The organism is Sphingomonas sp. BK069, assembly GCF_014193405.1.
Lineage (GTDB): Bacteria > Pseudomonadota > Alphaproteobacteria > Sphingomonadales > Sphingomonadaceae > Sphingomonas.
The window spans coordinates 376,625-388,154 of sequence record NZ_JACHZH010000001.1 but is presented as its reverse complement, the minus strand read 5'-3'; the positions used below and the strand labels follow the sequence as shown (position 1 = coordinate 388,154).

General features: G+C 72.8%; 12 protein-coding genes. 10 read left to right on the top strand and 2 right to left on the bottom strand.

The genetic code is table 11. The features are described 5' to 3' along the window. Positions 1–135 precede the first annotated feature (135 nt). From FHY02_RS01900 to FHY02_RS01865, 8 genes are all read left to right on the top strand, one after another. Positions 136–492, top strand: coding sequence for a lipopolysaccharide assembly protein LapA domain-containing protein (locus FHY02_RS01900; RefSeq protein WP_183919958.1), 357 nt, complete (start codon positions 136–138; stop codon positions 490–492). Further along, positions 492–1,166, top strand: coding sequence for an orotidine-5'-phosphate decarboxylase (gene pyrF / locus FHY02_RS01895; protein ID WP_183919957.1), 675 nt, complete (start codon positions 492–494; stop codon positions 1,164–1,166). The genes FHY02_RS01900 and pyrF overlap by 1 nt, the downstream gene beginning before the upstream one ends. Before the next feature lie 330 nt (positions 1,167–1,496). Next, positions 1,497–2,135, top strand: coding sequence for a phosphoribosylanthranilate isomerase (locus FHY02_RS01890; RefSeq protein ID WP_183919955.1), 639 nt, complete (start codon positions 1,497–1,499; stop codon positions 2,133–2,135). Then, positions 2,132–3,391 (top strand): tryptophan synthase subunit beta, encoded by a 1,260-nt coding sequence (trpB, locus tag FHY02_RS01885; protein ID WP_183919953.1) that lies wholly within the window; start codon positions 2,132–2,134, stop codon positions 3,389–3,391. Before FHY02_RS01890 ends, trpB begins: the two co-directional genes overlap by 4 nt. Continuing rightward, entirely contained in the window at positions 3,388–4,197 is an 810-nt protein-coding gene (gene trpA, locus FHY02_RS01880; RefSeq protein WP_183919951.1) for a tryptophan synthase subunit alpha, read from the top strand. The genes trpB and trpA overlap by 4 nt, the downstream gene beginning before the upstream one ends. Beyond that, positions 4,194–5,057: an acetyl-CoA carboxylase, carboxyltransferase subunit beta gene (accD, locus tag FHY02_RS01875; protein WP_183919949.1), complete on the top strand. Its 864-nt coding sequence runs from the start codon at positions 4,194–4,196 to the stop codon at positions 5,055–5,057. Before trpA ends, accD begins: the two co-directional genes overlap by 4 nt. Positions 5,058–5,076: 19 nt before the next feature. Further along, on the top strand, positions 5,077–6,399 hold the full coding sequence (locus FHY02_RS01870) for a folylpolyglutamate synthase/dihydrofolate synthase family protein (RefSeq protein ID WP_183919947.1): 1,323 nt from the start codon (positions 5,077–5,079) through the stop codon (positions 6,397–6,399). A gap of 69 nt (positions 6,400–6,468) precedes the next feature. Then, positions 6,469–6,903 carry a DUF6628 family protein gene (locus FHY02_RS01865; RefSeq protein WP_183919945.1) on the top strand — a complete coding sequence of 145 codons (435 nt, stop codon included), beginning with the start codon at positions 6,469–6,471 and terminating at the stop codon, positions 6,901–6,903. Positions 6,904–7,098: 195 nt separating this feature from the next. On the opposite strand, the gene FHY02_RS01860 is transcribed toward FHY02_RS01865, so the two are convergent. Together FHY02_RS01860 and FHY02_RS01855 are read right to left on the bottom strand one after the other, a co-directional pair. Further along, a complete protein-coding gene (locus FHY02_RS01860; RefSeq protein WP_183919943.1) occupies positions 7,099–8,433 on the bottom strand; it encodes an AmpG family muropeptide MFS transporter in 1,335 nt (444 codons plus the stop codon). Positions 8,434–9,071: 638 nt separating this feature from the next. After that, complete coding sequence (locus tag FHY02_RS01855) at positions 9,072–9,515, bottom strand: response regulator (protein ID WP_183919941.1); 444 nt, start codon at positions 9,513–9,515, stop codon at positions 9,072–9,074. A gap of 96 nt (positions 9,516–9,611) precedes the next feature. On the opposite strand from FHY02_RS01855, the gene FHY02_RS01850 reads away from it, so the two are divergent. Both FHY02_RS01850 and rsmD read left to right on the top strand, forming a co-directional pair. Next, positions 9,612–10,991 carry a pseudouridine synthase gene (locus tag FHY02_RS01850; RefSeq protein WP_183919939.1) on the top strand — a complete coding sequence of 460 codons (1,380 nt, stop codon included), beginning with the start codon at positions 9,612–9,614 and terminating at the stop codon, positions 10,989–10,991. Further along, positions 10,988–11,527 (top strand): 16S rRNA (guanine(966)-N(2))-methyltransferase RsmD, encoded by a 540-nt coding sequence (gene rsmD / locus FHY02_RS01845; RefSeq protein WP_183919937.1) that lies wholly within the window; start codon positions 10,988–10,990, stop codon positions 11,525–11,527. The genes FHY02_RS01850 and rsmD overlap by 4 nt, the downstream gene beginning before the upstream one ends. The last annotated feature ends 3 nt before the right edge of the window (positions 11,528–11,530 follow it).

Genomic DNA, 11,530 nt, shown 5'->3' with positions numbered 1-11,530 from the left:
GAAACGTCGGCGGCGTTGTGAGCGTAATCACGTCGTGCCCCCTCCTCCTTTCGAGCCACGCCAGTCCCATTCCGCGCCGCCGCGGTGCGCCACCGCGCACTGGTAAATTCGGGACGCGCCGCCTAGCGTGGCGCGATGCAGTTCCTGAAGCTCCTGTTCTGGTGCCTGATGGCGTTCCTCGCCGCGGTGTTCACCTTCGGCAACTGGACCAACGTCTCGATCCAGCTGTTCGGCGGCCTGGTGGCGGAGGTGAACCTGCCGCTGCTGCTGCTCACCACCTTCCTGCTCGGCTTCGTGCCGACGCTCGTCTACCAGCAATGGCTGCGCTTCCGCCTGCGCCAGCGGCTCACCGCCGCGGAACGGTCGCTCGAGACCGAGCGCGCGCTGGCCGCCGCGCGCGCGGGCGAGCCGGTCGCGCCAGGCGCTGTTGTCCCGGTCACGCCGCCGCCGCCCGCCGCGATCCCCACCGCCGTGCCGCCGGGGGTCGCGTGATGAGCAGCCGCGTCTATGTCGCGCTCGACACGCCCGATCTCGCCCGCGCGCAGGCGCTCGCCGCCAGGGTCCGCCACCATGTCGGCGGGATCAAGCTCGGGCTCGAGTTCTTCTGCGCCAACGGCCCCGCCGGGGTGCGCGCGCTCGAGGAGGTCGGCCTACCCGTTTTCCTCGATCTCAAGCTCCACGACATCCCCAATACCGTCGCCAAGGCGGTGCAGTCGCTGGCGCCGCTCGCCCCCGCGGTGCTGACGGTCCACGCCGCCGGCGGCCGCGCGATGCTGGAGGACGCCAAGGCGGCGGCGCACCCCGAGACCAAGGTGGTCGCGGTGACGATGCTGACCAGCCTCGACGAGCGCGACCTCGCCGACACCGGCGTGGCGGGCAGCGCGCACGACCACGTGCTGCGGCTCGCCGAGCTGGCGCGCGCCGCCGGGCTCGACGGCATCGTCTGCTCGGGCGCCGAGGTGCGCGCGGCCAGGGCGGCGTGGTCGGACGGCTTCTTCGTGGTGCCGGGCGTGCGGCCCGCGGACGGCGTCGTCGGCGACCAGAAGCGGGTGGTGACGCCGCGCCAGGCCGCCGACGACGGCGCCTCGATCCTGGTGATCGGCCGCCCGATCACCCAGGCCGAAGATCCCGACGCCGCCGCGCGCGCGATCGCCGCGACGCTGTAGGACTGCGACCGCGCGGTCACGACCCGCACCTAGGTTGGCGAAGAAGCCGTTTTCGCCCACTGCCGCCGTCATCCCGGCCTTGGTCCGGGATCCACCGTGCCGCACGTCATACGGCGTTGCTCTCGCGGAAGAGTGGATCCCGGATCAAGTCGGGGATGACGGGTGAGGAACTTCGGGATAGCGGGCGGGGACGTCCGCGCCGACGGCATAGATGGGCGTCGACGCCGCGAAAGGCTCGCCGACGGTGACCCGCTTGTCTTGTCGCCCGCTGCCACGTGGCAATCGCTCGCCGCCACGCCTATGTCGCCGCCTCCACCGCTCGAGTTCGTCATGCCCGTCACCGTCAAGATCTGCGGCCTCTCCACGCCCGACACGCTCGACGCCGCGCTCGCGGGCGGCGCGAGCCATGTCGGCTTCGTCTTCTTCCCGCCCTCGCCGCGCCACCTCGCGTTCGACCAGGCCGCCGCGCTCGCCGCCCGTACGGGTGACCGCGCGCGCCGCGTCGGCGTCTTCGTCGATCCTGCCGACTCGCTCGTCGTCGAGGCGGTCGCCGCGGCGCGGCTCGACGCGATCCAGCTCCACAAGGTGACGCCCGCGCGCGCCGCCGCGCTGCGCCAGACCGCCGGCGTCGAGACCTGGGTCGCGCTCGCGGTGAAGACCGTCACCGACCTCGCCGCCGCCCCCGGCTACGCCGGCGCCGCCGACCGGCTGCTCTACGACGCCAAGACGCCCGACGACGCCGCGCTGCCCGGCGGCATGGGCGTGCGCTTCGATTGGCGACTGCTCGACGGCGCGCGCCACCCGCTTCCCTGGGCGCTGTCGGGCGGGCTGGATGCCGGGAACGTCGCCGAGGCGGCGGTGCGCACCGGCGCGCGGCTGGTCGACGTCTCCTCCGGCGTGGAGCGCGCGCCGGGCGTCAAGGACGTGGACAAGATCACCGCCTTCCTGCAACGGGTCGCCCAGCTATGACCGACACGCTCACCCCCGCCCTCGATCCCGCGGCGCGCGCCAACAGCCTGCGCCAGCAGCCCGACACGCGCGGCCATTTCGGCGACTACGGCGGCCGCTACGTCGCCGAGACGCTGATGCCGCTGATCCTCGAGCTCGACCGCGCCTATCGCTCGGCGCGGCAGGACCCGGCGTTCAAGGCGCAGTTCGACGACCTGCTTGAACATTATGTCGGCCGCCCGTCGCCGCTCTATTACGCCGAGCGGCTGACCGAGACGCTGCGCCAGAGCGCCGACGAGGGCATGGGCGCGCAGGTCTGGTTCAAGCGCGACGAGCTCAACCACACCGGCGCGCACAAGATCAACAATTGCATCGGCCAGATCCTGCTCGCGATCCGCATGGGCAAGACGCGGATCATCGCCGAGACCGGCGCGGGCCAGCACGGCGTCGCCACCGCCACGGTGTGCGCGCGCTTCGGCCTGCCCTGCGTGATCTACATGGGCGCCAAGGACGTCGAGCGGCAGCAGCCCAACGTGTTCCGCATGAAGCTGCTCGGCGCCGAGGTGCGCGCGGTGGAGAGCGGCGCGCGCACGCTCAAGGACGCGATGAACGAGGCGCTGCGCGACTGGGTCGCCAACGTCCACGACACCTTCTACATCATCGGCACCGCCGCGGGCCCGCACCCCTACCCCGAGCTGGTGCGCGACTTCCAGAGCGTGATCGGGCGCGAGGCGCGCGCGCAGCTGCTCGACCGCACCGGCCGCCTGCCCGACCTGCTCGTCGCCGCGATCGGCGGCGGGTCGAACGCGATCGGGCTGTTCCACCCTTTTCTCGACGATGACGTCGCGATGCTCGGCGTCGAGGCCGCGGGCGAGGGACTCGACGCCAAGCATGCCGCCAGCCTCGCGGGCGGCTTCCCCGGCGTGCTCCACGGCAACAAGACCTACCTGCTCCAAGACGAGGACGGGCAGATCGCCGAGGCGCACTCGATCTCGGCGGGTCTGGACTACCCCGGCATCGGCCCCGAGCACGCCTGGCTCAAGGACATCGGCCGCGTCGAGTATACCGCGGTGACCGACACCGAGGCGCTCGACGCCTTCCAGCTGCTGTGCCGCACCGAGGGGATCATCCCCGCGCTCGAGCCGTCGCACGCGATCGCCGCGGTGGCGCAGCGCGCCAAGCACATGCCGGCGGACCGCATCATCCTCGCCAACCTGTGCGGGCGCGGCGACAAGGACATCTTCACCGTCGCCGCGGCGCTGGGAGTGAGCATGTGACGCGGCTGTCCGACGCCTTCGCCAAGGGCAGGGCCGCGCTCGTGTGCTTCGTCACCGCGGGCGACCCCGACGCCGCCGCGACGCCGGCGATCCTCGACGCGTTGGTCGCGGGCGGCGCCGACGTGATCGAGCTCGGCATGCCCTTCACCGACCCGATGGCGGACGGCCCCGCGATCCAGGCAGCCAACATCCGCTCGCTCGCGGCGGGCACCCGCACCGCCGACATCCTGCGGATCGCGACCGACTTCCGCAGGCGCCACCCGCAGGTGCCGCTGGTGCTGATGGGGTATGCCAACCCGATGCTGCGGCGTGGCCCGGAATGGTTCGCCGCCGCGGCGCGCGCCGCGGGCGTCGACGGCGTGATCTGCGTCGACATCCCCGCCGAGGAGGACGAGGCGCTCGGCCCGGCGCTGCGCGGCGCCGGCGTGGCGATGATCCGCCTCGCCACGCCGACCACGGTCGGCGAGCGGATCGGCGAGGTGCTCGCGGGCGCGGACGGCTTCCTCTACTACGTCTCGGTGGCGGGCATCACCGGCAAGCAGCAGGCGGTGCAGGCGTCGATCGAGGAAGCGGTGGCGCGGCTCAAGGCCGCGACCGACCTGCCGGTCGCGGTCGGCTTCGGCGTGCGCACCCCCGAGCAGGCGGGCGCGATCGCGCGCGTCGCCGACGGCGTGGTGGTCGGCTCGGCGATCGTCGAGCTGGTCGCGCAGCACGGCGCGGCCGCGGCGGCGCCCGTCACCGCCTATGTCCAATCGCTCGCGGCGGCCCTCGCGGCCACCGCCGAGGCAAGAGAGATGACCGCATGAGCTGGCTCAGCAACGTCCGCAACGCGATCGGCGGCTTCGTGCCCGGCGCCAAGACGCAGGGCGCCGACACGCTCTGGCACAAGTGCAAGGGCTGCGGCACGATGGTGTTCAACAAGGAGCTGGAGGACAACCAGTTCGTCTGCCCGAACTGCGACCACCACGAGCGCATCGGGCCGAAGCAGCGCTTCGCCTATCTGCTCGACGAGGGCAGCGCCGAGGTGCTGGCGCCGCCGCGCGCCGCCGAGGACCCGCTCAAGTTCCGCGACTCGAAGCGTTATGCCGACCGGCTCAAGGCGGCGCGCGCCAGCACCGGCGAGCAGGACGCCTTCGTCAACGCGCGCGGCACGATCCACGGCCAGCGCGTCGTGATCGGCGTGCAGGACTTCGCCTTCATGGGCGGCTCGATGGGCCAGGCGGTCGGCGAGGCGTTCGTCCAGGGCGTCGAGGCCGCGATCAAGGACCGCGCGCCCTTCATCGTCTTCACCGCGAGCGGCGGTGCGCGCATGCAGGAGGGCATCCTCAGCCTGATGCAGATGCCGCGCAGCACGGTCGCGATCCAGCTGCTCCACGACGCCGGCCTGCCCTATATCGTCGTGCTGACCGACCCGACCTCGGGCGGCGTCATGGCGGCCTACGCGATGCTGGGCGACGTGCAGATCGCCGAGCCGAAGGCGACGCTCGCCTTCACCGGGCGCCGCGTGATCGAGAACACCATCCGCGAGAAGCTGCCCGAGGACTTCCAGACCAGCGAATATTATCTCGAGCACGGGCTGATCGACATGGTGGTCCACCGCCGCGAGCTGCGCGACCGGCTCGCCACCGTGATCGGCTATCTCTGCGGCGAGCGCCGCGCCGCCTGAGGCGACGCGCCCCCGCCCGATGGCCGACCACGCCGTCTCCGCCGACCCGCGCGTCCAGGCGCAGCTCGACCGGCTGTGGGCGCTCTCGCCCGGCGCCGACGTGCTCGGGCTGGAGCGGATCACGCGGCTGCTCGCGCGGCTGGGCGACCCGCAGCGCCATCTGCCGCCGGTGTTCCACGTCGCGGGCACCAACGGCAAGGGCTCGACCTGCGCCTATCTCCGCGCCGCGCTGGAGGCGGCGGGCTACCAGGTCCACGCCTACACCAGCCCGCACCTCGTCCGCTTCAACGAGCGCATCCGCCTCGCCGGCCGGCTGATCGAGGACGACGCGCTCGCCGCGCTGCTGGCGGAGGTGCTCGACGTCGCGGGCGACCTCGGCGCGAGCTTCTTCGAGGTGACCACCGCCGCCGCCTTCTTCGCCTTCGCGCGCACGCCAGCGGACGCCTGCGTGATCGAGGTCGGGCTCGGCGGCCGGCTCGACGCGACCAACGTGCTGCCCGCGCCGCTGGTCTGCGGCATCGCCGCGCTAGGGATCGACCACCAGGCCTTCCTCGGCGACACGCTCGCGCAGATCGCGGCGGAGAAAGCGGGCATCGCCAAGCCCGGCGCGCCGCTCGTAACGATGCTGTACCCGCCCGAGGCGGCCGCGCCGGTGGCGCGCGCCGCCGCGACGGCGGGGGCTGCGCTGCTGGTCGAGGGTGCGGCGTGGCGGCATCGCGTGACCGAGGCCGGCATCGAGCTCAGCGACCGACGCGGCATCGTCACCCTCCCCCTGCCCGCGCTGCCCGGCGCACACCAGGCGCACAATCTCGCGCTCGCCGCAGCGATGCTGCGCGCGCAGGATCGGCTGGCGGTGGGCGACGCCGCGCTCGCCGACGCCGCGCGCGGCGCACGGTGGCCGGCGCGTCTCCAGCGCCTCGCCGACGGACCGCTCACCGCCTCGCTCGGCGCCACTCCGGTGTGGCTCGACGGCGGTCACAATGAGTCCGCCGGCCGCGCGCTCGGCGCCGCGATCAATCGGGTCGCCGGCGAGGACAACGGGCGCTCGCTCGCATTGGTGCTTGGCATGCTCGCCAACAAAGACCCGCGCGGCCTGCTCGCGCCGATCGCGCACCGCGTCGGGCTGCTCGTCGCGCTGCCCGTGCCCGGCCACGCGCACCACGATCCGGCCGATCTCGCCGCCCTCGCGCGCGAGCTCGGCGTGCCCGCAACTTCGACCGCGGAGACGATCGGTGCGGCGTTCGCGGAGGTGGCGCGCAGCCGGCCCGGCGCGGTACTCGTGCTCGGCTCGTTGTACCTTGCCGGTGAGGTGTTGAAGGCGAACGACGAACTGCCCGACTGATCCTAAACTTTGCGATTGACTATCAATAGCGCGTGAACGACCTTGCGGGCCGAACGAGGAGTCGCCCGTATGTCCGAGCTGTCCGCCGCCGCCACCCTCCAGGCCCTGCCCTATGCCTTGCCCGAGTGCGGCAACGCCCGCGTCGTCCTGTTCGCGATGCGGCGGATGGGCGCGCACGGGCTCGCCGACGCGCGCGCGGCGCACGCGCTGTTCACCGCCTTCGGCGAGGCATTCCGCCGTCCGCTGACGCTGATCCGCGCGCTGATGGCGGACATGGCGGCCAGCGCCGCCGCGCCGATCGCGATCGCGCCGTGCTGCTGCGCGCGCATGACGCCCTCGGAGCAGGTGCTGCTGTCGATCCTCGCGCGCGTCGAGACGCGGGTCGAGAGCGCGCGGCTGCTGATGCAGGACCTGCTCGGCCAGCGCCACGTCGACGGCGTGCTCGCCAGCGCCGCCGCGGTCGCCGCCGCCTTCGCCGACGAGGGGCGACCGGTGTCGCTGTGAAAGTGCGGGGGGACGGCGGCAGGATGCGGACTTCCCTACCGGCCCGTGCGTCTCCGCTCCTCCACCACCCTCCCATCGTCATCCCCGCGCAGGCGGGGATCTAGACACGCTGACGCTAGCGATGGAGCCGCCACGGCAGCGGATCTGGGTCCCCGCCTGCGCGGGGATGCCGTCCGGGAGGGGGGCAGCGCGGCCCTACGCCATCCGCCCGTCGCGCGCGTCGCCCGGTCCCTCGGTGCCGGCGCTGCCGACCGAGCGGTCGATCAGCCCGGAGCGCCCCATCCAGAAGAACAGCAGCACGCCCGGCAGCGCCGCCGCGACCGTCAGCCAGTAGAAACCGACATAGCCGAACCGCTCCACCAGCGCGCCCGCGGTGGTGCCGGTGACGATCCGCCCGACGACGCTCGAGGCGGCCGAGATCAGCGCATATTGTGCGGCGGTGAAGCGCAGGTCGCACAAGGCCGAAAAATAGGCGACCACGGTGACCCCGCCGATCCCGGAGGCGACGTTCTCGAAGATCATCGCGCCCGCGAGCCCCAGGTTGCTGTGCCCCGCCGCCGCGAGCAGCGCGAAGCTGACGTTGGACACCGCCATCAGCACGAGACTGAGCAGCACCGAACGCTTCATGCCCAGCCGCGCGTAGAGCCAGCCGCCGATGAAGATGCCGACGAGGAAAGCCCAGAAGCCGATACCAAGATCGTAGAGCGCGATCTCGTCGTTGCTGTAGCCGAGCGAGTCAAGCAGCAGACGCAGGACGAGCTGGCCGAGGGTGTCGCCGATCTTGTGGACCAGGATGAAGAGCAGGATCAGCACGGCGCCCGGCCGCTGGAAGAATTCCGTGAACGGGCGCCATGTCGCGGCGAGCGCCTCGCCGACGCCTCGCCTGCGCACCGGGTCGCGGTGCCGCCGCGGCTCGCCGACGATCACCCCCGCCACCATCGCGGGCAGCGCGAGCATCGCACAGGCGCAATAAGCGAGCGTCCACCCGTGCCGAGCGGAGACGTAGAGCGCCAGCGATCCGGCCGCGAACGATCCGATGCGCCAGCCATATTGGCTCATCCCCGAGCCGACGCCGAGCTGACGCGGCTCGAGGATCTCGACCCGGTAGGCGTCGATCACGATGTCATAGGTCGCACCCGCCACACCGACGAGCACCGCTGCCAGCGCCGTCGCGGCGATACTCGCGTGCGGATCGGCGAAGGCGAGATGGACGACGGCCGCGATCACCAGCGTACCCGCGAATAGCAGCCATGACACGCGCTGCCCGAGCCCGCCGATCACCGGCAGCCGTACGCCGTCGACGATCCATGCCCAGAGGAACTTCAGATTGTAGGCGAGAAAGGCCAGGCTGAACGCGGTGACGGTCTTCTTGTCCACACCCGCCTGCGCCAGGCGCGTCGTCAGCGTCGCGGCGATCATCGCGTAGGGAAAGCCCGAGGAGACGCCGAGCGAGAAAGCGGCGAGCGGCCCCCGCTCGACATAGGGCCTGATCCCGTCCCGCCAGGTCGTGCCGTCCGCGCGCGTCGCCATCAACTCGATCCGCTCCGTCCTCTGCCCCGCCGCGGCGCGCGCCGGACAGCGAGCGCTAGACGATCCCCGGCGCGAGCGGAAGGCGCAGCGGCGGCGGGCTTGCGGCAGAGCGGTGCGGGCGGTGGACGGGGCGGAAGAGTGGAGATGTCGACGCCGCCGCACAGCGGCGCTGATCTCCGAGCAGCATGCTACTGCGCGCCGCGGGTCGAACGCGCGCGTCCTCTGCGTCTCCGCACGAACGATCCTTCTTCTTGGCGTCCTCGCGTCATCGCGGCGCCGCATCGCCGATCCACACGTCCGAACCGCCATGGGCCGGCACGCCGTGTGGCGGCGGTTAGAAGCGGTCGCGCTGTCCTACACCTGCGTCGTCGTGGCAAAGTGAGCGCATGCGGTTCTCCACCACCGATCGTGCGGTCGCGTCGACTCGGGCGAGCGCGACCTCGCTCCAACATGACTCAACATTCGCTTCGCGCGAGTGTCGCGACTTACTCCTTCCTGAGGACCAGGGAGATCAGGAATATCATGTCAAAGTAAGCCTTAACGAGCAGTATCTCACCAAGACTCCCCGCTTCACGCCAATCTTGAGTGCTACGCACGAACCGCGTCAGCGACTCAACATTCGCAACATTCGCGCGCGGTCAGGTGGTCGCCGGGCCGCCGGAGTGGAACAGCTGGAACCCGCCCGGCAGCCGCCGCGGCGGCTTGCCCGCGACGCTCTGCTCGATCGCCACGATCGCGCCGAGCAGGTCGCGCTGCGCATAGGGTTTGGCGAGGAAGCCGCTCGCCAGCGTCGCCGCCTCGTCGGGGCAGTCGCCGGTGACGAACAGCACCGCCACGCCCCGCGCGCGCGCGACCCGCGCTACCTCGACGCCGCTGCCGTCGGCGAGCGTGACGTCGACCAGCACGAGGTCGACCGGCGTCTCGGCGGCGAGCACCGCCAGCGCGTCGGCGACTCGATCCACCGTGGCGACGATGCTGTAACCCTGGTCGGTGAGCAGATGCTCGGCGTCGAACGCCACCAGCGGCTCGTCCTCGACCAGGAGCAGCCGCTCGAGAACCCGCTGTTTGCGCCCGAAGACCATGTGCCCTCACCGTCGTTACGCCGGCACAACGCGCGGGCGGGCGCACGGGTGCAAATAAATGCCGCTAAGTGCGCGACGATCGGCTAAGCGGCCGCGATGGTCGACCCCCATCCCGAAGCGCGCGCGGAGCGACGCGCCGAGCATCGTATCGCCAAGCTGCTCGCGCGCGCCGGCGTCGCCTCGCGGCGCGAGATCGAGCGGATGATCGCCGAGGGGCGCGTGGCGCGAGACGGCGTCGTGCTCGACACGCCCGCGACGCTGCTCGCCTCGCTCGACGGCGTCACCGTCGACGGCCAGCCGGTCGCGGCACCCGAGCCGGCGCGGCTGTTCCTGTTCCACAAGCCCGCGGGCGTGCTGACCACCGAGCGCGACTTCAGCGGGCGGCCGACCATCTACGACCGCCTGCCCCACGACCTGCCGCGCGTGGTGCCGGTGGGGCGGCTCGACCTCAACACCGAGGGGCTGCTGCTGCTCACCACCGACGGCGAGTTCAAGCGCGAGCTCGAGCTGCCCGCCACCGGCGTCGAGCGCAGCTATCGCGCGCGCGCCTATGGCGCGGTGACGCAGGGGCAGCTCGAGGAGCTGATCCACGGCGTCGAGGTCGAGGGTGTACGCTACGGTGCGATCGACGCCAATCTCGAGCGCCGCACCGGCGCCAACGTGTGGATCGAGATGACGCTGCGCGAGGGCAAGAACCGCGAGGTACGGCGCGTGCTCGAGCATCTCGGGCTCCGCGTCGGGCGCTTGATCCGGACGCGCTACGGCCCGTTCGTGCTCGGCGACCTGCCGGTGGGCGGCGTCGGCGAGGTGCGCGCCGCGGATCTCGCCGGCTTCCGCCAGACGCTGCGCTCGCCCGCGGCGACGCGGCTGCCGGTCGAGCCGGTGGCGGTGCGGGACCAGCGCGCGGGGCGCGGCGCGGCGCCGCGGGTGGCGCGGCCGACGGCGGGAGCGAGCGAACGGTTCGCTGCCGCGAGGCCGGCGCGACCTTCCGCCGGTACGGGTGAGCACGCGGATGCCGCGCGCCGCACGCGGCCGTCGGCCACAGGTGCGGCGCGCGCGGCGCAACAGCCCGCCGCGGCGAACCATCGCTCACGGACGCGTGATGGCGTTATGGCCGAGCGCCCAACCCGTACCGCCGACGACCAGCGCACGCGCCGTGCTCCGCCGCGTGCGGGCGCGCCGGCCGAGCGACCGACCCGCTCCGCCGAGGACCAGCGCACCCGCCGTGCTTCGTCGCGCGCCGCCGCGCCGGCCGAGCGGCCGAGCCGCGCGGGAGACGAGACTCGCCGCGCCCGGCCGCGCGACGAGGCCGAACAGCGCGCCCGTCGCGCCCCGACCCGCGCGGGCGCGTCGTCGCCGCGCGTGCCGGCCGACACCGATCCCACGCCGCCGACCCGGCCCGAGCGGCCCAAGCGCCAGCCGGGCTGGGCCAAGCCCAAGCCGCGCTCGGGTCCGCCGCGCAAGGGCCGGCGATGAGGATCGTCGCCGGCAGCTGGCGGGGGCGCGCGCTCGTCGCTCCCGCGGGCGAGACCACGCGTCCCACCGCCGACCGCACGCGCGAGGCGCTGTTCTCGATGCTGCTCAGCCGCGTCGGCAGCTTCGAGGGGCTCGCGGTGGCGGATCTGTTCGCCGGCTCGGGCGCGCTCGGGCTGGAGGCGCTGTCGCGCGGCGCGCGATCGTGCCTGTTCGTCGAGCAGGACAAGGCCGCGCTCGACTCGCTGCGCGCCAACGTGGCCAAGCTGGGCGCGACCGGCGCCGACGTGCGCGCGGGCTCGGTGCTCGCGCTCGGCCCCGCCGCCGCACCACTCGATCTCGTGATGATGGACCCGCCTTATGGCACCGGCGCGGGCGCGGTGGCGGCGGACAAGCTCGCGCGGCTCGGATGGATCGGTTCGGCCACCTGGGTCACGGTCGAGACCGCGCGCGGCGAGGCGGTCACGGCCACCGGGTTCGAGACGGTGGTGGAGCGAGTCTACGGCCGCGCCCAGGTCACGCTGCTGCGGCTCGCCTGAGCG